Raw genomic sequence first — 21723 nt, 5'->3', positions numbered from 1 at the left:
TCGCGTTCTCAGTCCGAGTCTCCTGTGCCCCGAGACAGCCCGAGGTGATCCCTTGCCGGCCCGCACCCTCCACGACAAGCTGGTGGACGCTCACCCGGTGCGCCGCCTCGACGACGCGACCGGCGGTCCCGGCGCCAGCATCTTCCTCTACGTCGACCGCACGGGCTCAACGAATACACCAGCCCGCAGGCCTTCAGCGGCCTGCGGGGCGCCGGGTCTGGCGGCCGCCCTGGCGGTGGTGGACCACGTCAACCCCACGGCGGCGAACCGCGTCGCCGCCATGCCCGATCCCGGCGGGGCCAGCCAGGTCCGGGACTTCGACGCGAAGTGCCGGGATTTTGGCATCGAACGCCTCGACGTGCTGCATCCGCTCCAGGGCATCGAGCACGTGGTCGTGCCCGAAACTCGGCTTCTCACGGTCTCGGGCGCCCTGTCGCCGGGCGTCACCGCCAAGGACATCGTCATGACGCTGATCCGCCGGATCGGCGCCGACGGGGCCACGGACTACGCGGCAGAGTTCGCCGGCTGCGCCGTGACGGCGCGCTTCGTGGAGGGCCGCATGACGATCGGCAACATGGCCCGGCACCGCGCGGCCCGGCCCTGGCTCGCCTGAGCCGCGTCGTCCGGGCGGCTCAGTAGACCCGCGTGACCCAGCCGTGGGGGTCGGGGGCGTCGCCGCGCTGGATGTCGACGAGGGCCGCGCGCAGGCGCTTCGTCACCGGGCCGGCGACGTTGTCCGAGACCGAGAACTCGCCCTCGGGGCTGCGCACCGTGCCGACCGGGGTGATCACCGCGGCGGTGCCGCAGGCGAAGACCTCGCGTAGGCGTCCGCTGGCGGCGTCCGCCCGCCAGTCGTCGATGGAATAGGGCCGCTCGGCCACCGCGATGCCGTCCGCCCGCGCCAGGGTCAGGATCGAGTCGCGGGTGATGCCCGACAGGATGGTGTCGCTGAGCGGCGGGGTCACCATCGAGCCGTCGTCGAAGACGAAGAAGATGTTCATGCCCCCGAGTTCCTCGACCCAGCGGCGCTCGACCGCGTCGAGGAACACCACCTGGGCGCAGCCGTGCTCCACGGCGGCCGCCTGGGCGCGCAGGCTGGCGGCGTAGTTGCCGCCGCACTTGGCCGCGCCCGTGCCGCCGGGCGCCGCCCGGGTCTGGTCCTGAGAGATCCAGACCGTCACGGTCTCGGAGCCGCCCTTGAAGTAGGCGCCCACCGCCGAGGCGATGACGAGGTAGAGGTATTCCGAGGACGGCTTGACCCCGAGGAAGACCTCGCTGGCGATCATGAAGGGGCGCAGGTACAGGCTGCCGCCCTCGCTCGACGGGATCCAGTCGCGGTCGGCGCTGACGAGCTGCCTGACCGACTCGACGAAGACCGCGTCGGGCAGCGGCGGCATCGCCAGCCGCTCGGCCGAGCGCCGGAAGCGCAGGGCGTTGGCCTCCGGCCGGAACAGGGCCGCGCCGCCGTCGCGCGTGCGATAGGCCTTCAGACCCTCGAAGATCTCCTGGGCGTAGTGCAGCACGGCGGCCGCCGGATCGAGCGGGATCGGCGCGCGCGCCTCCACGCGGGCGTCGTGCCAGCCGCGTCCCTCGACGTAGCGGATCGTCACCATGTGGTCGGTGAACACCCGCCCGAAGCCGGGATCGACCAGCAGTTCGGCCCGGCGCTCGGGCGAGACCGGGGCGGGGTGGGACCGGAGGGAGAAGGGGAGATCGTCGGCAGCGCTCATCGTCAGTCCTTACCTGCGTCCCGCCGGATCAATCAAGGGACGCTCGGGGCGCCCGCCGCGGCGCCGGGGACGGGCGGACCGCGCGGCGGACCGGACGACGGGACGCGTGCTGGCGTCCTGATACGCCGTTGTCCGCGCGCGATCAAACGTTTCGCACCCTAACCTCATGCAAACGTTCGAGGACTGGCGAACCGTCGACGGCCGGCAGACCGTCGACGGCTGGGGCCTCGCCGCCGCTCAGGCCGCGTCGCGCCGGCCCGGCGGGCTCGGCTCCGCCGCCGCCCGCTCGCGTTCGACCAGGGCGGCGATCTCGGCGGCCGGCATCGGCCGCCCGAGCAGGTAGCCCTGCACCTGGGGGCAGCCGTCCTCCACCAGCATCGTGAGCTGCTCGATGGTCTCGACGCCCTCGGCCGTCACGGACATGTCGAGGGCCTTGCCGAGGCTCAGGATGGTCCGGACCACGTCGCGGCCCCCGGGCCGGTCCTCCATGTCGGCGATGAACTGGCGATCGATCTTGATGACGTCGAAGGGGAAGCTGCGCAGGGCGCTGAGGGAGGAGTAGCCGGTCCCGAAATCGTCCATCGCCAGTTGCACGCCGAGGCTCTTCAGGCGCTGGAGGGCATCGCGCGCGCGCGCCGAATCCTGCTGCAGGGCGCCCTCGGTGATCTCCAGTTCGAGCCGCCTCGGGTCCATCCCCGTCTCGGCCAGGATCGCCGCCACGGTCTCCACGAGGTCGTCGCGGGTGAACTGCACGGGCGAGACGTTGACCGAGAGGCCGAGCCCCGGCCACGCCTTCGCGGCCAAGCAGGCGGAACGCAGGACCCAGGCGCCCAGGGGGATGATGAGGCCGCTGCGCTCGGCCACGGGGATGAAGTCCGCCGGGCTGATCCGTCCGCGCTCGGGATGGGTCCAGCGGGCCAGGGCCTCGACGCTCTGGATCGTGCGGGTGCGGGTGTCGAACCGGGGCTGGAAGTCCAGGAACAGCTCGCCCTGGGCGAGCCCGCGCCGCAACGCGTCCACCAGGGTGCGGTAGACGCTGAGCCGGTCGTGCCGGGTGGCGGCGTGGAAGCTGATCTGGCCGCCGCCCGCCTGCTTCGAGCGGTAGAGAGCCGCGTCCGCGCAGCGCAGCAGCGTCTCGGGCGTCGTCCCGTCGGCCGGCGCCTGCGCGACGCCGATCGACAGGCTGACCCAGACCTCGCCGGCCTCGTGCCGGAACGGCTCCGCCGCGAGGCCGAGGAGGCGCCGGCAGAACGGCTCGATCGCGTCCTCGGGAAGCTCGGGGGCGACGACGACGAACTCGTCGCCGCCTACCCGCGCGGCGAGCTGGCCGGGCGCCAGCGCCCGGCGCATCCGCTCGGCGAGCTCGCCCAGCACGCGGTCGCCGACATGGTGGCCGTGGGTGTCGTTGATCGGCTTGAAGCCGTCGAGGTCGAGGTAGAGCACGGTGAGGGACGCGCCGGGCGCGCTCAGGGCCTCGGCCATGAAGGCGGCCAGCCGCACCCGGTTCGGCAAAGCGGTCGCCGCGTCGTGCTGGGCCATCTGCCTGGCCTCCTCGTAGGCCGCCTCCAGGGCGACGTCGGAGGTCACGTCCGTCACGAGCTTGACGATCTTGGCCGGCCGGCCCTCGAGATCGAGGATCGGGCTGTAGGTGGCCTGGATCCAGAGTTCGCGCCCGTCCTTGCCCCGGCGCCGGTAGCGCCCGGCCAGGAAGTTGCCCACCCGCAGGGTCTCCCAGAACTGGGCGTAGTCGCGGGACTCGGCGTGGCCGGGCTCGACGAGCAGGCTGTGATGGCGGCCGACGATCTCCGCGCGGGCGTAGCCGATCGCGGCCAGGAAGTGCGGGTTGACGTCGATGATCGTGCCGTCGAGCCCGAGCGTCATCACGCCCTGCGACAGGCCGATGGCGGTGATCTGCCCGTCGATCTCGGCCTGGCGCGCCTTCTCCAGGGTGACGTCGGTGGCGTATTTCACCACCCGGAAGGGCCGGCCCTCCATGTCGAAGATCGGGTTGTAATTGGCCTGGAGCCAGACGTCGCGCCCGTCGCGGCCGTAGCGGCGATACTCGCCCGCCTGGTGCCGGCCCGCCGCGAGTTCGGCCCAGAAGGCCGCGTAGTCCGGGCTCGCGGCGTAGTCCGGATCGACGAACAGGCTGTGGTGGCGGCCGACCACCTCGGAGAGCCGATAGCCCAGGCTGGCGAGGAAATTGTCGTTGGCATCCAGGACGATGCCGTTCAGGTCGAACGAAATCACCGCCTGCGCCTTGTGGATGGCCGCGATCTGGCCCTGGTGATCGGCCTGGCGCAGCTTCTCGTCGGTCACCACGGTGGCGTATTTCACCACCTTGATCGGCTTCCCGTCCATGTCGAAGATCGGGTTGTAGGTGGCCTGGAGCCAGATCGCGCGGCCCGCCTTGTCGCGCCGGCGGAACTGGCCCGACTGGTGGCGCCCGCGCGACAAATCCCGCCAGAACGCGGCGTAATCCGCGCTGTGCGCCTGGGCCGGCTCGACGAACTTGCGGTGGTGATGCCCGACGATCTCGTCGAGGGCGTAGCCCACGGCCTCGAGGAAATTGTCGTTGGCGTCGAGGACGATGCCGTTCATGTCGAAGGTGATCACGGCGTGCGACTTGTGGATGGCCGCGATCTGCCACGCGTAATCCGCCTGCCGCAGCTTCGCTTGGGTCACGACGGTGGCGTATTTCACGATCTTGAAGGGGCGTCCGCCCATGTCCAGGATCGGGTTGTACGTCGCCTGCAGCCAGACCGGGGTGCCGTTCCTGCCGAGGCGCCGGTACTCGCCCGACCTGTGGCGGCCGGCCGCGAGATCGGCCCAGAACGCGGCGTACTCGGCACTCGCGGCGGTGGCGGGCTCGACGAACAGGCGGTGGTGGTGCCCGACGAGGTCCGCGTGCGCGTACCCCATCGCCGCGAGGAACAGCGGGTTGGCGTCCAGGATGGTGCCGTCGAGGCCGAAATGGCAGATCGCCTGGGCCTTGTTGATCGCCAGGATCTGCCCGCGATCGTCGGATTGGCGGAGCTGTTGCTGGGTGAAGTCGGTGGCGATCTCGACGACGTCGCGCAGGACCCCGCCTGCGTCGCGGCGGGGGCGATAGGTGCTGCGCAGCCAGATCTCGGTCCCGTCCTTGCGGATGCCGCGCCGGTCGGCCCGGACCGTCTCGCCGCGCCGCAGCTTGGCCCACAGGCCGTCGAGCCGGCCGAGATCCGCCGGGTCGACGAGGCTGTCGTAGGCGCGGCCGGGCAATTCGCCGGCGTCGTAGCCGAATACGCGCCGGACGTTGCCGTTCTCGCGCAGGATGGTGCCGTCCGCCGTGAATGCGATCATCAGGAAGATGTCGTCCACGGCGTCCCATTCGAGAGCGTTGCCCGGCAGTGCGACGGCCGGTGGCGCGACGGCACTCTCGGTCCCTGCGACGGCCATCTCCGTGTCTGCGACGGCGCTCTCCGTGTCTGCGACGGCACTCTCCGTGTCTGCGACGGCCTGGAAGGTCTGGAGGAGGACTTCCGCGCCGATGGTCGCGAAACGGGCGGCCTTGCGCGTCAGGACGATGTCGAGGAGGTCGCGCCCTTGCGACGTCTGTCCGAGGAACGCCATCGGCGAGGCGGGAAACCGGCGCTCGGCGACGGGACCGCGCGCGAGCACCACGATCTGGTTATGCCGGCTATCTCGTGCGATGCGGGCGAACGTCTCCTCCACCGCCGCTTCCGGACCTTCGAGGACCTGCGCGAAGTCCGTGCCGTGCAGGGCGAGCACGCCCGTGATGCCGGCCGGCCCGTTGTGCCGACGGCAACTGTCTATCACCGCCGCGACATCGGCGGCGCTGGTGCCGCCGATGTTCGCGGGCGCGTGGCGGCTGCAGAAGAGCAGGCGATGAAGGGAGCTCATGACGGGATCGTGACTTTCGGCGATCTCGGATGCTGTTCGATGCGAGATACCCCTGGCGCAGGGGGAGGAGACGCGGCGTGCAAGTTTCGGCGTGCAAGTCGTGGGGTGGAAGTCGTCGCGTGGAAGTCGTGGCGTCTCCGAGGATCGGACGATATCCGGCCTCGTTCGGGCTCTGCGTGGCACGTCTGGCGTCTGAGGATCGGTCAGTGTCGGGGGGGTGAACTGTCGAACGCTCGTGCCCGAGGATCGAGAGCTTGGGTTAAAGAACTTTAAAACCAAGCGGCTCGACTGGGTTCGGACTTGCCTCTCACGTGATTGTGTTACAGTGAGAGGGTCACTTGCGGACAAAGCGAGGGCTTGTATTGCTCTAGATTCAAAAAGTATTTTTGGTTTTGCTTCGTGATTTATGCGGAAGCGTCACGAGTATATCCGAAGGGATGAATGGATTTCGGATCGGCTCGTCACCAGCCGAAATCGGTGATCGACCACGAAACGGTGTGCGGATCGTCATCGAAATCGGCCGCTCAGTGGCTGATTTCGTTCTGCGGATGTTCTTGATTACGGAGTTGGCGCCGAAATTCTCGCGTGTCGCGGCGCGCGCGCTCTTTCCGGGCCGCTGTCCGATCGACCGGCCCGCCCGGATCCGAGGCGATCCCTCTCCGGGATGGACGCCGCCGGCAGGACCCGCTCGGCCCCACGCTTTCGCCGTCCGGCGTTCACCCATGCGCCGGATCGTTCCGGATGCCGGGCTGCTGCCGAACGCCGCGTCGCGGCCGGCTTGAAGCGTTCGTGCCGCGCGCGACTTCCCAGCAATGATTGACGACACGCCCGACCGGCCGGTTCTCTTCGGCCTGCACTATCTCGGCGGGAGCGCGCGGGCCTTCGAGGGCGTCGCCGAACGCCTCGCCGGCCGCGTGACCTGCGTCGGCCTGGACCTGCCGGGCTTCGGCGGCGCGGCGGCTGCAGCCGGCCAGGACGTCGCCGCGATGGCGGCGGACGTGGCGGCGCGCATCCGCGCGGCCGCGCCCCGGCGCTGGCTGCTGGCAGGCAACAGCATGGGCGCCAAGGTCGCCCTCGCGCTGGCCCGCGAGGCCGAGGACGGCGCGCCGGGCCTCGAAGGGCTCGCCGGCCTCGTGATCCTGGCGGGCTCCCCACCCTCCCCCGAGCCGATGGCCGACGACAGGCGCGCGGCGATGATCGCCTGGATCGGCGCGGATGCGGCGACCCGTGCGCGGGAGGCTGAGGCCTTCGTCGACGCGAATGTCGGGGCGCCCCTGGAGCCTGCCCTGAAGGCCGGGGCGGTGGCGGACGTGCTGCGCTGTCGCCCGGAGGCTTGGACCGCCTGGCTCGCGCGGGGCAGCCGCGAGGATTGGAGCGCGCGCGTCGGAATCCTGCGCACGCCCGCGATCGTCCTCGCGGGCTCGGAGGATGCCGATCTCGGCGCGCCGGCCCAGGCCGCCCTCACCCTGCCGCACCTCGCGCATGGCCGGCTGGCGACCCTGGAGGGCGTCGGCCACCTCATTCCCATCGAGCATCCGGCGGCGGTGGCCGAGGCCGTGCTGACGCTGCTCGCCGAACCCGCGCACGATATTGCGCCCGCGCCCGTCATTCCGGTGGCCTACGCGGCGCTGATCCGGTCGGAGCGGGTGAATGCGCGCCTGCGCGCGGCCCTGCTGGCGCGGGCGGAACCGGACGATCCGGCCTACCGGCCCCGGGCCCTCGATCCGGTCGGCCTCGCGATCCTGCGCGCCGCCTGCGCCCGCGTGCTGCCGCAGGAGGGCGCCGGTCACATCGACCTCGCCGCCCGCATCGATGCCCGCCTGGCGAGCGGGGCCGGCGACGGCTGGCGCTTCGTCCGGCTGCCGCCGGACGCGGAGGCCTATCGCCTCGCCCTCCGGACCCTGGATGCCGCCGCGCGCGCGTCCCACGCGAAGCCCTTCGTGACCCTCGACGGCGCGGCGCAGGACGCCCTGCTCCGGAGCCTGGAGGCCGGCGAGGTCGCGGGCGCCCTCGATGCCGAGCAGATGGTCCTCTGGTTCGAGGACCTGCGCGCCGACGTCGCCCGCACCTACCTCGCCCATCCTGTGGCGCTGGCGCGCATGAACTTCGGCGGCATCGGGGCCGGGGGCGACACCTTCCCCCTGCCCGGCTTCCACGCCGTCGGCATCGGCGAGCGCGAGGATTGGGAGCCGAGCGCCGCCCCGGAGACTGGCCTGGAGACTGCCCGATGAACCTCGATGCGATGCGGCGCCACGCGACCTCCGAGACCGTCGACGCGGTGGTGATCGGCACGGGGGCCGGCGGCGCGCCCCTGCTGGCGCGGCTGGCCGAGGCCGGCCTCTCCTGCGTCGCCCTGGAGGCCGGGCCGAACTTCGACCCGAAGCACTTCGCCTTCGACGAGACCCTCGCGGACGAGATCTACTGGACGGAGGAGCGCCTCAGCGGCGGCTCCACCCCGGAGGCCTTCGGGGGCAACAACAGCGGCACGGGCGTCGGCGGCTCGACCCTGCACTGGGGTGCCTTCACGCCGCGCGCCGATGCCCGCGACCTGCGCCTCCACACCGAGACCGGCCAGGGTGTCGACTGGCCTCTCGACCACGCCGAGCTTCTGCCGTTCTACGAGCGGGTCGAAGCCTTCATCGGCGTCTCCGGGCCGGCGGCCTACCCCTGGGATCCGGGCCGCGCCTACCCTCTCGGGCCGGTGGCCCGCAACGCCCCGGCCGAGGCCATGGCGCGGGCCTGCGCGGCGCTCGGCGTGCGCTGCGCCGACGCGCCGGCGGCGGTGGTCTCGCGCGACTTCGCGCAAGCGCATGGCCCGGCCCGCGCGGCCTGCATCGCCTGCGGCTACTGCCACCAGGGCTGCCGCAACGGCGCCAAGACCAGCATGGACGTGACCTACCTGCCGCTCGGCCTGCACCACGGCGCCGAGATCCGGCCGGATTCCCGCGTCCACGGCATCGAGCGGGCGCGGGACGGCCGCGTCACGGCGGTGATCTACCGCCGGGGCGGCGTCGACCATCGCCAGCCCTGCCGCAACGTCTTCCTCTGCGCCGGCGCGGTGGAATCCGCCCGCCTGCTGCTGCACCTCGACCTCTGCAACGGCAGCGGGCAGGTCGGGCGCAACTACATGGGCCACGTCGCCACCCAGGTCTGGGGCACCTTCGCGCCCGAGATGCGGATGAACAAGGGCTACCCCTCCTCGCTGATCACCGAGGACATGATCCGGCCGGCGGACGCGGATTTCGCGGGCGGCTACCTCGTGCAGAGCCTCGGGGTGGTGCCGCTGACCTTCGCCAACGCCCTGGCGCGGGGCCGCAAGCTCTGGGGCCAGGCGCTCGCCGACCAGCTCGCGCGCTACAACCACATGGCGGGCATTGGCATCAACGGCGAGACCCTGCCCTGCGACGCCAACGTGCTGACGCTGTCCGACGAGGTCGACGCGCTCGGTATGCGCAAGGCCGCGATCAGCTTCGGCTACGGCCGCAACGAGGAGCGCCTCAACGCCCACGCCACCCGCTTCCTCAACCGCCTCTGGGAGGCCGCCGGGGCCACGGACCTCTGGACCCTGGAGCGCGTGGCCCACACCATCGGCACCTGCCGCATGGGCCGGACTGGCGACACGGCGGTGGTCGACCCCTACGGCCGCAGCTTCGAGGTCCCCAACCTCTGGATCTGCGACGGCTCGACCTTCCCGAGTTCGCTCGCCGCCAACCCGGCGCTGACCATCATGGCGCTGAGCCTGCGCAGCGCGGAGGCGTTCCTGAAGGTGGGGCGGTAGGCGCTTCGCCGTCCCCGAAGGCTCAGGCCACCGCCTTCGCCACCATGTCCGGATAGCGGCCGATCACCCGCACATAGGCGATGGCGAAATCCGGTGCGGTGACCCGCGCCTGCTCCCAGTCGCGCAGGGTGCCGACCGGGACCCGGAATCGGCTGGCGAACTCGGCCTGCGACAGGCCAAGCCCGGTTCGTGTCATGCGGATCAGGCGGGCGCGATGGCCTCGGTCCAGAGCTTCGGCCGATGCGTCGAAATCCTGCGCGTCGTCCGGGTCAGCAGGCAGCGCGATAGGCTCGTTCTTCACCCGTGTTGCTCCTTCTCACCGACATGAAGCGAGGCTGATCGCCCCGCCACACGAAGACCCCCGTGAACAGCTTCCCGCCGACCGCTCCGATCACCTTGAAGCGTTCCTCTCCGTCGATCTCGCGGATGGACGGAACGATCACGTGGCCGTCGTCCTCGAAGAGCCGGTCGCCGAGGGTGAGCGAGACCCGATGCTTCTCGCGGTTGGCCGCGTCCTTCAGGGGATCGTACCGCGGCGCGTTCATCGCCCTGGAAGATACGGAATTTCCGTACGGGCTGTAAAGCGCTTTCCCTGTGCGGCAGGGTTCTGATCCAAATCGGCCCTCGCCAGCGTCATCGACGGCTGAGGCCATCGCGGCGGTCGGATACCGCGCGTCCTCAATACATCGGCGTCCCGCCCGTGACCGGCACCAGCGCGCCGGTCATGTAACTGCCCTCTGCCGAGGCCAGCAGCACGTAGGCGGGGGCGAGTTCCGCCGGTTGGCCGGCGCGGCCGAGCGGGGTGTCGGCGCCGAGCGCCGCGATCTGCTCCGGGCTCTTCACGATGGGCTGGATCGGGGTCCAGACCGGGCCGGGCGCGACGCAGTTCACCCGGATGCCCTTGGGCGCCAGCAGATTCGACAACCCGATGGTCAGGCTCGCGATGGCGCCCTTGGTGGAGGCGTAGACCAGCATGGTCTTGTCCGCGACCTTGGCCTGCTGGCTCGTGGAGTTCACGATGGCCGAGCCCGGCTTCATGTGCGGCACGGCGGCCTGCGCGAGATAGAGCATCGCGAAGACGTTGGCGCGGAACGAGCCTTCGAGATCCTCGGGCGTGACGTCGTCGAGGTCCTCGTTCACCACCTGCGCGGCGGCGTTGTTGACCAGGATGTCGAGGCCGCCGAGTTCGGCGACCGTGCGCGCGACCAGGTCCCGGCAATGCGCGGCGTCGCGCAGATCGCCCGGCAGCAGCAGGGCGCGCCGGCCGGCCCTGCGCACCCATTCGGCGGTGTCCTCGGCATCCGGCTGCTCGACGGGGAGGTAGGAGATCGCCACGTCCGCGCCCTCGCGGGCATAGGCGATCGCCACCGCGCGGCCGATGCCGGAATCGCCGCCGGTCACCAGGGCAACGCGGCCGGTCAGCAACCCCTTGCCGACATAGCTGGTCTCGCCGTGGTCGGGCGCGGGGCGCATCCGCGCGGTCAGCCCCGGTGGCTCCTGCTGCTGGTCGCCGGGAAAGGGCGGCCGGGGACCGGCGGTACGGGGATCGGTCGTCATCGGCGGCGCTTTCGTTCTGGCTTGGGGCCGGGGGATGGACCCGAGAGGTCGGGGGTCCGGGCGGGCCGGACCCCCGGGGTGCCGCTCAGGCGTCGTCGGCCTCGAGGATGCCTTCGAGGTCGCCCGTCAGGGCGTCGAGTTGGTCGGCGGTCGCCCGGATCTTGAAGGTCGTGCCGTCCTCGGCCTCGATCGCGATCTCCACGTGATCCGCGACCTTGGCGGCGAGCGCCTGCTTGAGGGTGTAGGTCTTCACGTCCGTGCCCTTGGCCATGCTGGCGCCTCCTGCTGTGGTGGCTGGCAACGCGGCAGGAGGGGAGTCGGGTCTGCGACCAAAGCTCCCGGTCGGTGCCTTCGAGGACCGGACGAAGACAACGTGGCCACGTCGAAGGTGGATGAATGCCGGCCTGTCCGCTCACGGTCGAGCGGAGAATCAGTCTCTTCGACGACGTCCTCGGCAAAGCCCGCTGGCGATCGGATCGCTTGCGTCCCTGGTGAAGACCTGATTATATCAACCAAATGGTTGAATATCAGGATCAAGCCCTCGATCAGGTGTTCCACGCCCTGGCGGATCCGACCCGTCGGGCCATGGTTCGTCGGCTCGCCTCCGGCGAGAGGACCGTGACGGAACTCGCACAGCCCTTTGCGATGTCCCTGGCGGCCGCCTCCAAGCACCTGAAAGTGCTCGAAGGCGCCGGATTGGTTCAGCGCGCGGTGCGGGGTCGCGTGCATCGCTGCTCGCTGGATCCGCGCCCGCTTGCGCAGGCGCAGACTTGGCTCCGCACCTACACGGATTTCTGGAACGACCGCCTGGATGTCCTCGACGACCTTCTGAGCGCGCTACCTGAGAACAGGGCTGCCGATGAGCGAGACTGAACCCGTCGTCAGCGTCGTTCGCGTGTTCCGCGCACCCTGCGCCGCGGTCTATCGTGCCTGGACCGATCCGGTGGTGCTGCAGCGGTGGCTCGCTCCGGGGGCGAACATCGTCGAGCATGCCGAGACGGATCTCCGGATCGGCGGGCGCTTCTCGTTGCGGACGCGCGGCCCGGACGGGACGCAGCATCGCATCACGGGCCGCTATCGGGCTTTGGAGCCGGGACGGCACATTCTCCAGACATGGGTCTATGACGGCCCCCTCGACCTGCTCCGCGGCGAGGAAACGCTCCTCCAGATCGATCTCACGCCGCTCCCCGGAGGCTCGACCGAGATGCGCCTGACCCACAGGCGGATCACGCGGGCCGACATTCGCGCGGCCTACGCGCAGGATTGGCCGAGCTGCTTCGACAAGCTCGACCCCGTGCTTCACTGACACGCAGACAACCGAGGAAACGCCATGCCGAACCGTCGATCGCCTGCGCCGTTCCGGCGTGGGTTCGTCAAGCTGTGGTTTCTGCTCGACGCGGTCGTCGCGCTGGCACCACCCCTCTACTGGGTCGCCGACGGCCGCATGAATCCGATCGCCGGCATTCCGGCGGCGCTCTTCTACTTCGTGGCCGTCAGCCTCTGCATCACCGCAAGCCTGATCGTGGCCTTCCTGCTGGACGATGCGGTGACGGGAGATGCGGCGTGATCGTCACCTTCGGCCTGCTGGCCCTCTTCTTCGCTGCCGTCGTGTGGATGCTCCAGCGCAATCGTACCGTGGACCGATCATTCAGCGACTACGCGGTGGGCGGGCGCTCGTTCGGGGCCCGCTATCAGGCGATGTCGTTCCTCAACACCTGGTATCCGGGCTCGATGTTCACCGCCTTCGGCGCGCTCTCGGTCACGGCCGGGGTGATGTCGTTCTACGTCCTGTCCTACTCGCTCCTGACCGTCGTGCTGCTCTTCGTGCTCGCCCGTCCGGTCTGGATCTGGGGCAAGGCCTACGACCTGCGCACGCAGGGCGACCTGTTCGCGCTGCGCTACGGCTCACGCCACATCCGGACGGTCGCGGCGCTCATCGGCATCGTGTCGGGCCTGCCCTGGCTCGTGCTCGGCATGCAGGCCCTGGGCAACCTCTTCCAGGCGATGTCGCTGGGCGCCCTGTCCTTCTCCACGTCCGTCATCGTGGGCGTCCTCGTCATCGCGATCCGTCAGCTCTGGACCGTGCGCATGGGCATGCGCGGCGTGGTGATCTCCGACTACCTGCAAGGCATCGTGGCCTATATCGGCGGTGGCCTGATGCTCGTCGGGCTGATCGTCTGGCTCGTGGTCGTCAAAGGCAGCACGCTCGCCACGCTCGATCCCGGGATGTTCGCGATCCCGAGTTTCGGTTCGAAGGAAGGGCCGCTCTACCTGTTCGCGCTGATGTTCACCGGCGCCCTCGGGGGCTGGTGCTGGCCCTACATCTTCGTTCGGCTGTTCACGGCCGACGGGGTCCACAGCCTCAAGAAGTCGGCAGCCCTCGCCGTGCCGCTGACGTTCCTGTTCGGCGTGGCGCTGCTGATCTTCGGCATGCTCGCCTCGAAGGTTCCCGAGGCGGCGGCCAAGCCCGACGACGTCTGGTTCATCGTCTCCGAGCAGGCGGGCGGCCTCCTCCTCCTCGGCCTCGCGGGCGTCGTTCTCCTGGCCGCCTCGATGGGGCACACCGACGGCAACATTCAGGCTTACGGCGCGCAGTTGGCCAACGATCTCGTCGGCAACTACGTCGCGCTCGACCAGAAACGCATGATCGTCGTCGCCAAGGTCGGCATGCTGCTGCTGACGCTCCTGGCCTCGTGGTTGGCGACCCTGACCCTCCCGGCGCTGTTCTCGCTCGCGGTCCTCGCCTACCAGGGCATCATCCAACTCGCGATCCCCCAGTTCCTCGGCATCTTCTGGAAGCGCGGAAACCGACATGGCGCGATGGCCGGCATGGTCGTGGGCTTCGTGACGGCCGTCGGCCTCGAACTCGCTTTCGGAGGCCAGCTGCCGTTCGGCTATGGGCTGACCTCCGGATGCTTCGGCCTGGCGATCAATCTCATCGTCTATGTCGCCTGCGCCTATCTGTTGCCGCACGCGGCCGAGGAGCGGCGGCGCATCGAGGATCTGTTCGCGATCGTCGAATCCAGGACCGCAGGGTTGGCGAACGCGAACCCGCGGAGCCACCCCATCGCTGCCTGAGACCGTCTGCCGTCCCGATCGCTGCGGGTCGGCGCCGCCCTCTCCCGGTCCCGTCCCGCCATTTCCCCCCTACAGATCCAACCCCGACAACGTCGCGGCGGCCTGGATCAGGGCGAGGTGGGTCAGGCCCTGGGGCAGGTTGCCGAGATAGGCGCCGGTCTCGGGGTCGGCCATCTCCGCGTAGGTGCCGGAATTGCGGTCGAGGGCCGCCACCACGGCCTCGAAGGTGCGGGCCGCCTCGGCTTCCTGGCCGAGCAGGGCCTGGGCCTCCGCGAGCCAGAAGGTGCAGGCGAGGAAGCAGCCCTCTTCGGCCTCGGCGCCCGTGTACCGGTAATGGTAGGGGCCGCGCCCCAGCGACCGGTCGATGGCCCGGCAGGTGGCGGCGAGGCGCTCGGGGTTGCCGAAGCGGAAGCGCGCGGCCAGCGTCAGCGCGGCGTCGAGCTTCTCCGTGCCCGGATGCATGACGTAGGATTGCTGGGCTTCCGACCAGCAATGCTCCTCGATCCACGCCGCGACCCGGTCGCGGACGCGGGCCCAGCGGTCCCGGCAGGCCCCCGGCAGGTGGCCGCCATCGGCGAGTTCCACGGCGCGCGCGAGCGCCTGCCAGCAACTGATCTTGGAGCCGGTATAGTGCTCCGCGTCGGGCAGTTCCCAGATGCCCGAATCCTTGAGCTTCCAGGATTCGGCGCATCGGTCGGCGAGTTCGGCGAGGAGCGCCCCCGTGCGCAGGTCGAGCATGTTGCCCTCCGCCACGAAGCGCTCGGCGGTCTCGAAGATGTCGCCGTAGATGCCGTGCTGGTGCTGGCCCGTGGCGGCGTTGCCCGTGCGCACGGGCCGCGAGTCGCGGTAGCCCGGCAGGTCGATCTCGTGCTCGCCCGGCACGCGCCCGCCGTTCAGCGTGTAGAGCACCTGCGCCCCGTGCGCGTCGATCCGGCGCATCAGCCAGGACAGGGCCGCGTTCGCCTCCGCCTGCGCGCCCAGGCGCAGGAAGGCCTTGATGACGTAGCCGGCATCCCGGATCCAGGCGTAGCGGTAATCATAGTTCTTGGAGCCGCCGATGCCCTCGGGCAGGGAGCTCGTCGCCGCCGCCGCGATGGCGCCCGTGGGCGAGTAGAGCAGCAGCTTCAGCGCGAGCGCGCTACGCGTCACCTGTTCCGGGTAGCGGCCGCGATAGGCGAGCCGCTCGGTCCAGTCGCGCCATTCCCCGCACGAGACGTCGATGCGCGCGTCGATCTCGGCGATCGGCGCCACCACCAGGGGCGCGTTCTCGGCCGCCACGATGGCCACCACCTCGCGCTGGCCGGCCGCCACCTCGACGAAGCCCGTGATGGCGTGGTCGTCCTCCGCCACGATCCGGACGCCGTCGCTGGTCCGGAACAGGCCCATCATGTCGGCGACGTGGAAGGCGGTGCCGTTGCCGTTGGACGAGAGGTAGGGCGCCGCCGTATCGCCCCGGGTGCCGAAGACCATCGCGACCCGGAAGCGCACGCGGCCCTCGAGCCCGTCGATGCGGCGGGCCAGCTCCGCCCAGGGCAGGCGTCCGGCCGGGCCGCTGTTCAGGCTCTCGGTGAGGCGGGCGCGGCCCGTCGCCGTGGTGAAGACGGTCTCGTGGACGTTGCTGCCGGCGCGATACCCGATCTCGGCCGTGAAGGGCGCGTCCGGCGTGATCGCGAAATAGCCGCCCTCCTCCGCGCTGAGCAGCCGGTCGAACAGGGGCGGTGAATCGAGGTTGGGGCAGCACCACCAGTCGATGGAGCCGTCCGCGCCCGAGAGCGCCACCGAGCGCCCCTCGCCGAGGGCGGCGTAGGCCTCGATCGGCAGGTAGCCGTCCTGTCGGACGACGGGGCCGCCCTGGCGGGGGAAGGGTTTCAGCACGGGGGAGGCGACCTTCTCGGAGAAGCGTGTCGACGACGCGAACGGGATGGTGCTCGAACCCTCGCGAGGGGGGTCCGTTCCGGGCGTGGCTTGCTTCCCTTTGACACGGCGGCCACGGCCGGCGCCGCTCGGGCGGTGAAGACCCGAGAGCCCGCTCCCCCGCGCCCGTGCTCCATCGCACCCTGGGAACGGAAGGAGAATGAACGCTCATTGACAAGTGAATGAACATTCAATAACGAATGGGGCGTCGGTTGGAGGATGCCATGCAGCGGACGCATCAGGATTTTCAGGTCGGGGTGGTGCCGAGCCCGCGTGCCCGCGCGGCCCTGCGCCTGACGGTCCGCAGGGCGCGCGCGCTCTGGGCGCCGGAGCCCCTCCTCCTCGGCGCCGTGCTGGTGCTCGGCTGGGCCGCCCTGATCGCCTGGACCGGCAACGGTGCGGTCGGCTGGCAGGCCCGCCTCTGCGCGGATGCGGAGGCGTCGCTGCCCGCCTGCCGGGTCGCCGCGCCGATCACGGACGGAAAGGTGCTCTGACATGGCCGCACCGGTCGGGACCGTGATCGACGCCCGTGGCACGCAGGCCGCGCGGCGGGAACAGATCCTCGATGCCGCCTGCGCCTGCTTCGTGCGCAACGGCTTCCACCGCACCACGATGCAGGACCTCGCCCGCGAGGCCGGCATGACGGCGGGCAATTTCTACCACTACTTCCGCTCGAAGGAGGCCCTGGTCCTCGGCCTCGTGGCGCGCGAGCGCGAAAGCGGCGCCCTCCTGGTGACGCGGCTGCAGCAAGAGGGGGACCGGCGCGGCGCCCTGCTCGGGGTGCTGGCGCAGTATTTCGGCGCGCTCACCCGCGAGGCCGCGACCCTGCGCCTGGAAATCTGGTCCGAGGGCACCCGCAACCCCGCCATCGCGGCCCTGACCGACGAGACCGAGGCGGAGGCGCGCGCCTGGTTCGAGGAGACCTTCGCGGCCCTGGCCACCTCGCCCGCCTGCGACCCCGCCGCCCTGTATTCCCTGCTGGGACCCCAGTTGAAGGGCATTGTCCTCAGCCGGGCCATCCTGCCCGATTACGACACGGCCGCGGCCGTCGCGCAGGTCCAGGCCCTGATCGCGGCGGGCCTCGACGGCCGCCTGCCCGCCCTCGCCGAGACCGCGCGAGACTTCGCCCGATGATGGTTTCGCGCGCTCCCCTCGCCGCCCTGCTGGCCCTGATCCTCGGGCAGCCGGTGCTGGCGAACGCCCCCCCGGCGGCACCCAAGACCGACCTCGTGCCGACGATCAGCGTCGTCGCGGCGAAGCGACGCGATATCGTCGAGACGGTGGTCGTCACCGGCACGCTGGTGCCGCGCGACGAGGTCCTGGTGACGCCCGAGATCGAGGGCTACCGCGTCACCGAGGTGCTGGTGGAGGAAGGCGCGCGGGTGGCGCGCGGCCAGGTGCTGGCCCGCCTCTCGCACGACCTCGTCGACCGGCAGCTCGCCCAGCAGGCCGCGCTCGTCGAGAAGGCCGAGGCCGCCGTGCCCCAGGCCGAGAGCAGCATCGCGCAGGCGGAGGCCGCCGAGACCGAGGCCCGCCTCGCCTACGAGCGGGCGCGCCAGCTCCTGCAGACCGGCAACGCCACCGCCGCCATCATGGAGGGCCGCACCGCGACCCTGCGCCAGGCCGAGGGCAAGCTCGCCTTCGCCCGCAACGGCCTGCGCATCGCGCGGGCCGACCTCGCCCAGGCCCGCGCGGTGCTCGACGAGCTGAACCTGCGCCTCGCCCGCACCGAGATCCGCGCCCCCGAGGCCGGCATCGTCAGCCGCCGCAGCGCCCGCGTGGGGCTCGCCGCCTCGGCCTCGGCCGAGCCGCTGTTCCGCCTGATCGCGCGCGGCGAGATCGAACTGGAAGGCGAGGTCATCGAGACCAAGCTGCCCCGGCTGCGCGACGACGCGCCGGCCTGGATCGAACTCGGCGACGGCGTCCGCGTGTCGGGCAGCGTCCGCACCGTGTATCCGGAGGTCGACCGGGCGACGCGCCTCGGCAAGGTCCGGATCCGCCTGGAGCCGGATCCGCGCCTGCGCATCGGCACCTTCGCGCGCGGCGCCGTCGAGCTCGCCCGCACCCGTGGCGTGACCGTGCCGCAGGCCTCCGTGCTCTATGGCGGGGCCAAGCGCAGCACCGTCCTCGTGGTCGCGGACGACGTGGTGGAGGCCCGCGAGGTCCGCACCGGGCTCTCCGACGACGACGACATCGAGATCCGCGCCGGGCTCGCCGACGGCGAGCGCGTGGTCGCCCGCGCCGGCAGCTTCCTGCGCGACGGCGACCGGGTCCGCCCGGTCCCCCTCATGGAGCCGGAGCCGGCGCTCGCCGCCGGCCCCTCCCCGCGCGAGACCGCCGAGGCGGGCGCGCCCTGACACCAGAACCGGAACGGGTCGCCCCATGCGCCTGAACATCTCCGCTTGGGCGATCCGCAATCCGATCGCCCCCCTCGTGCTGTTCCTGGTGCTGATCGTGCTCGGCCTCGTCAGCTTCCGCGGCCTCGCGGTGACGCGGATGCCGAACGTCGACGTGCCGATCGTCTCGGTGACGATCACGCAGAGCGGCGCGGCGCCCTCCGAACTCCAGACCCAGGTGACGAAGTGGGTCGAGGATTCGATCGCCGGCGTGCGCGGGGTCAAGCACGTCACCTCGGCGATCACGGAAGGCTCGTCCGTCACCACGGTGGAGTTCCGCCTGGAGGTGAACACCGACCGGGCCGTCAACGACGTCAAGGACGCGGTCTCGCGGATCCGCATCAACCTGCCCCGCACCATCGACGAGCCGGTGATCCAGCGCGTCGAGATCACCGGGCTGCCGATCCTGATCTACGGCGTGACATCGCCCGGCATGACCCCCGCCGAGCTGTCCTGGTTCGTGGAGGACCGGGTCGCGCGCAGCCTCCAGGGCGTGAAGGGCGTCGGCGGCGTCGAGCGCGTCGGCGGCGTCGCCCGCGAGATGCGCGTCACCCTCCTGCCCGACCGGCTGCTGGCGCTCGGCATCACGGCGGCGGACGTGAACCGGCAGTTGCGCCTCACCTCCGCCGACCTGGCGGGCGGGCGCGGCGAGGTCGGCGGCCGCGAGCAGTCGATCCGCACGCTCGCCGCCTCGCGGTCCCTGCGCGACCTCGGGGCCACCTCGATCATCCTGCCCGGCGGCCGCAAGGTCCGCCTCGATGAACTGGCGAACCTGGAGGACGGCGTCGAGGAGCCCCGCACCTTCGCGAGCTTCAACGGCGAGCCCGTGGTGGCCTTCGCGGTCTCGCGCGGCTCGGGCGCCAGCGACGCCGAGGTGGCGGCGGGGGTCGAGACGCGCATCGCGGCGTTCAAGACCGCCTATCCGGACATCCGGTTCGAGACCATCGACTCCTCGGTCTCGGCCACCATCGGCTCTTACGATTCGGCCATGCACACCCTGATCGAGGGGGCGGCGCTGGCCGTGCTGGTGGTGTTCCTGTTCCTGCGCGACTGGCGCGCCACCCTCATCGCCGCCATCGCCCTGCCGCTCTCCGTCTTTCCGACCTTCTGGGCGATGGATGCGATGGGCTTCACCCTCAACGGCATCAGCCTGCTCGCCATCACGCTGGTCACCGGCATCCTCGTCGATGACGCCATCGTGGAGATCGAGAACATCGTCCGCCACATGCGCATGGGCAAATCGCCCTATCGCGCGGCACTTGAGGGCGCGGACGAGATCGGGCTCGCGGTCATCGCCATCACGGCGACGCTCATCGCGGTGTTCGCGCCGGTCTCGTTCATGGGCGGCATCGCGGGGCGCTACTTCATGCAGTTCGGCCTCACCATCGCGGTCTCGGTGTTCATGTCGCTCCTCGTGGCGCGGCTGATCACCCCGATGCTGGCGGCCTACTTCCTGCGCGATCACGGCCACGCGGAGGCCCGCGAGGGTTGGGTGATGCGTGCTTACGGGCGCCTCGTCGGCTGGTCGGTGCGCCACCGCGTCGTCACGCTGATCGTCGGATTGGCGCTGTTCGCCGGCTCGCTCGCCTCCACGGGGCTGCTGCCGTCCGGGTTCGTGCCCAAGCAGGACAATGCCCGCACCCTGTTCATGGTGGAACTGGCGCCGGGCGCGCGGCTGCCCGACACGGTGGCGGTCTCGAACCGCGTGGCGGCCCGCATCCGCGCCCTGCCCGAGGTGGTCTCGGTCTTCGTCGATGGCGGGCGCCAGGCCGGCGGCAAGCGGGAGACGCGGCTCGCCACCCTCATCGTCAACCTGACGCCGAAGAGCCAGCGCGCGCGGAAACAGGCCGCGATCGAGACCGAGATCGCCGGACTTCTCGCGCGGGAGCCCGACATCCGCTCCTGGACCCTGCGCGACGGCGGCCAGCGCGACCTCGCCCTCGTGGTCGGCGGTCCCGACGTCGACGTGGTCACGGAGGTCGCCGCCCGGCTCCAGCGCGACATGGCGGCGATTCCCCACCTCGTCTCGGTGATGTCGACGGCGCCCCTCAACCGCACGGAGGTCCGCATCCGGCCCAAGGAGGCCGCCGCCGCCGATCTCGGCGTCTCCACCGACGCCATCGCGGAGACGGTGCGCGTCGGCACCATCGGCGACATCGGCCTGAATCTGGCCAAGTTCAACGCGCCCGACCGCCAGGTTCCGATCCGGGTGCAACTGCCCGAGAGCGCGCGCGGCGCGGTCTCGCGCCTGGAGAACCTCAAGGTGCCGGGCAGGAACGGCGCCGCCGTGCCGCTCGCGGCCGTGGCCGACATCGAGCTCGACCAGGGCCCCGGCGCCATCGAGCGCTACGACCGCGTGGTGCGGGTCGCCGTCGAGGCCAACATGGAGGGCTCGGACGCCCTCGGCTCGCTGATCGCCCAGGCGCTCCAGACGCCGACCGCGCGGAACCTGCCGCCGGGCGTGACCATCCGCCAGACCGGCGACGCGGAGATCATGGCCGAGGTCTTCTCGGGCTTCCTGATGGCGATGGGCGCCGGCATCATGATGGTCTACGCGGTGCTGGTGCTGCTGTTCGGCTCGTTCCTGCAGCCGCTGACCATCCTGTTCTCGCTGCCGCTCTCCATCGGCGGCGCGATCCTCGGCCTTCTGATCCTCAACATGCCGATCTCGATGCCCGTCGTCATCGGCATCCTGATGCTGATGGGGCTGGTGACGAAGAACGCCATCATGCTGGTCGACTTCGCCGTCGAGGAGATGGGGCGCGGCGTCGACCGGGTCACGGCCATCGTGGATGCGGGGCTCAAGCGGGCCCGGCCCATCGTGATGACCACCATCGCCATGGCGGCCGGCATGGTGCCCTCCGCCATGGCGCTGGGGGTCGGCGGCGAGTTCCGCGCCCCGATGGCGGTGGCGGTGATCTCCGGCCTGATCGTCTCGACCCTGCTCTCGCTCGTGTTCGTGCCCGCCGTGTTCCTGCTGATGGACAGCCTCGGCGCCGTCCTCGGGCGCCTCTTCGGCCGCTTCGTCGGCGCCCGCGACGAGGCGTCCGCGCCGTCCGTCCATCACGCCTGATGGGGGCTGGCTCGGGCGGATCGCCGGTCCGCGATGAGCGTCAGGGACGGCCCTGACTTATCCACCCCTCGCCCGGTCGCGGATCGTCGGGCGAGGTGGCCGCCATCGGCGCGGCGACGGCGGCGTTCGCACGAGCGATAGGCCCTGGACCCGACGAAAAGCGCACGCATCGGCGCTCTTGTTTGATGCGGGGCGTTCCGGAATGCCCTAAGGTCGCGTCATCGCGGCCCTGCCCTCGGCCTTCCGCGCCTGAGAGACAGATTGTGCTCCCGCCTTCGATGCGTGGAGAGCCGC

18 protein-coding genes are annotated in these 21723 nt (G+C 71.0%); 11 read left to right on the top strand and 7 right to left on the bottom strand.

The genetic code is table 11. The annotated features are described in order from the left end of the window. Positions 1 to 52: 52 nt before the first annotated feature. On the top strand, positions 53 to 613 hold the full coding sequence (locus MKK54_RS04255) for an aconitase family protein (protein WP_244009364.1): 561 nt from the start codon (positions 53 to 55) through the stop codon (positions 611 to 613). 19 nt (positions 614 to 632) lie between these two features. On the opposite strand, the gene MKK54_RS04250 is transcribed toward MKK54_RS04255, so the two are convergent. Further along, the gene (locus MKK54_RS04250; RefSeq protein WP_244009362.1) at positions 633 to 1730 is read right to left on the bottom strand and encodes a branched-chain amino acid aminotransferase; all 1098 of its coding nucleotides are present in this window, start codon (positions 1728 to 1730) and stop codon (positions 633 to 635) included. A 237-nt stretch (positions 1731 to 1967) separates the two neighbouring features. Beyond that, positions 1968 to 5633 (bottom strand): PAS domain S-box protein, encoded by a 3666-nt coding sequence (locus MKK54_RS04245; protein WP_244009360.1) that lies wholly within the window; start codon positions 5631 to 5633, stop codon positions 1968 to 1970. An 812-nt stretch (positions 5634 to 6445) separates the two neighbouring features. On the opposite strand from MKK54_RS04245, the gene MKK54_RS04240 reads away from it, so the two are divergent. Beyond that, positions 6446 to 7864 carry an alpha/beta hydrolase gene (locus MKK54_RS04240; RefSeq protein ID WP_244009359.1) on the top strand — a complete coding sequence of 473 codons (1419 nt, stop codon included), beginning with the start codon at positions 6446 to 6448 and terminating at the stop codon, positions 7862 to 7864. Continuing rightward, entirely contained in the window at positions 7861 to 9411 is a 1551-nt protein-coding gene (locus tag MKK54_RS04235) for a GMC family oxidoreductase (protein WP_244009358.1), read from the top strand. The genes MKK54_RS04240 and MKK54_RS04235 overlap by 4 nt, the downstream gene beginning before the upstream one ends. Positions 9412 to 9433: 22 nt before the next feature. Here MKK54_RS04235 and MKK54_RS04230 read toward each other — a convergent pair whose 3' ends face one another. The 4 genes from MKK54_RS04230 to MKK54_RS04215 all read right to left on the bottom strand — a co-directional run bounded on the left by MKK54_RS04230 (position 9434) and on the right by MKK54_RS04215 (position 11239). Beyond that, entirely contained in the window at positions 9434 to 9712 is a 279-nt protein-coding gene (locus MKK54_RS04230) for a helix-turn-helix domain-containing protein (RefSeq protein ID WP_244009357.1), read from the bottom strand. Beyond that, a complete protein-coding gene (locus MKK54_RS04225) occupies positions 9681 to 10064 on the bottom strand; it encodes a BrnT family toxin (RefSeq protein WP_244009356.1) in 384 nt (127 codons plus the stop codon). Before MKK54_RS04225 ends, MKK54_RS04230 begins: the two co-directional genes overlap by 32 nt. A 25-nt stretch (positions 10065 to 10089) precedes the next feature. Beyond that, positions 10090 to 10968: an SDR family oxidoreductase gene (locus MKK54_RS04220; protein WP_244009354.1), complete on the bottom strand. Its 879-nt coding sequence runs from the start codon at positions 10966 to 10968 to the stop codon at positions 10090 to 10092. A gap of 85 nt (positions 10969 to 11053) precedes the next feature. Beyond that, positions 11054 to 11239, bottom strand: coding sequence for a hypothetical protein (locus MKK54_RS04215; RefSeq protein WP_244009352.1), 186 nt, complete (start codon positions 11237 to 11239; stop codon positions 11054 to 11056). 245 nt (positions 11240 to 11484) lie between these two features. On the opposite strand from MKK54_RS04215, the gene MKK54_RS04210 reads away from it, so the two are divergent. From MKK54_RS04210 to MKK54_RS04195, 4 genes are read left to right on the top strand one after another with little or no spacing between them, the layout of a single operon-like run. Further along, positions 11485 to 11841, top strand: coding sequence for an ArsR/SmtB family transcription factor (locus MKK54_RS04210; protein WP_244009350.1), 357 nt, complete (start codon positions 11485 to 11487; stop codon positions 11839 to 11841). Continuing rightward, positions 11828 to 12274, top strand: a complete 447-nt coding sequence (locus MKK54_RS04205; RefSeq protein ID WP_244009348.1) for an SRPBCC domain-containing protein — start codon at positions 11828 to 11830, stop codon at positions 12272 to 12274. Before MKK54_RS04210 ends, MKK54_RS04205 begins: the two co-directional genes overlap by 14 nt. Positions 12275 to 12298: 24 nt before the next feature. Continuing rightward, entirely contained in the window at positions 12299 to 12535 is a 237-nt protein-coding gene (locus tag MKK54_RS04200; protein ID WP_244009346.1) for a hypothetical protein, read from the top strand. After that, positions 12532 to 14046 carry a sodium:solute symporter gene (locus tag MKK54_RS04195; protein WP_244009345.1) on the top strand — a complete coding sequence of 505 codons (1515 nt, stop codon included), beginning with the start codon at positions 12532 to 12534 and terminating at the stop codon, positions 14044 to 14046. Before MKK54_RS04200 ends, MKK54_RS04195 begins: the two co-directional genes overlap by 4 nt. A gap of 69 nt (positions 14047 to 14115) precedes the next feature. Here the strand turns inward: MKK54_RS04195 and MKK54_RS04190 are convergent, their stop codons facing one another. Then, the gene (locus MKK54_RS04190) at positions 14116 to 15921 is read right to left on the bottom strand and encodes a glycoside hydrolase family 15 protein (RefSeq protein ID WP_244009343.1); all 1806 of its coding nucleotides are present in this window, start codon (positions 15919 to 15921) and stop codon (positions 14116 to 14118) included. Between the two features lie 263 nt (positions 15922 to 16184). On the opposite strand from MKK54_RS04190, the gene MKK54_RS04185 reads away from it, so the two are divergent. Genes MKK54_RS04185 through MKK54_RS04170 form a run of 4 tightly spaced genes read left to right on the top strand, consistent with a single transcriptional unit; the run spans position 16185 to position 21429 of the window. Continuing rightward, positions 16185 to 16454 carry a hypothetical protein gene (locus MKK54_RS04185; protein WP_244009342.1) on the top strand — a complete coding sequence of 90 codons (270 nt, stop codon included), beginning with the start codon at positions 16185 to 16187 and terminating at the stop codon, positions 16452 to 16454. A 1-nt stretch (position 16455) separates the two neighbouring features. Then, positions 16456 to 17094: a TetR/AcrR family transcriptional regulator gene (locus MKK54_RS04180; RefSeq protein ID WP_244009340.1), complete on the top strand. Its 639-nt coding sequence runs from the start codon at positions 16456 to 16458 to the stop codon at positions 17092 to 17094. After that, positions 17094 to 18317, top strand: coding sequence for an efflux RND transporter periplasmic adaptor subunit (locus MKK54_RS04175; protein ID WP_409564125.1), 1224 nt, complete (start codon positions 17094 to 17096; stop codon positions 18315 to 18317). The genes MKK54_RS04180 and MKK54_RS04175 overlap by 1 nt, the downstream gene beginning before the upstream one ends. A gap of 25 nt (positions 18318 to 18342) precedes the next feature. Beyond that, complete coding sequence (locus MKK54_RS04170; RefSeq protein ID WP_244009336.1) at positions 18343 to 21429, top strand: efflux RND transporter permease subunit; 3087 nt, start codon at positions 18343 to 18345, stop codon at positions 21427 to 21429. Positions 21430 to 21723 lie beyond the last annotated feature (294 nt).

The organism is Methylobacterium sp. J-068, from assembly GCF_022829445.1.
GTDB lineage: Bacteria > Pseudomonadota > Alphaproteobacteria > Rhizobiales > Beijerinckiaceae > Methylobacterium.
This window is presented reverse-complemented; position numbering and strand designations above follow the sequence as displayed.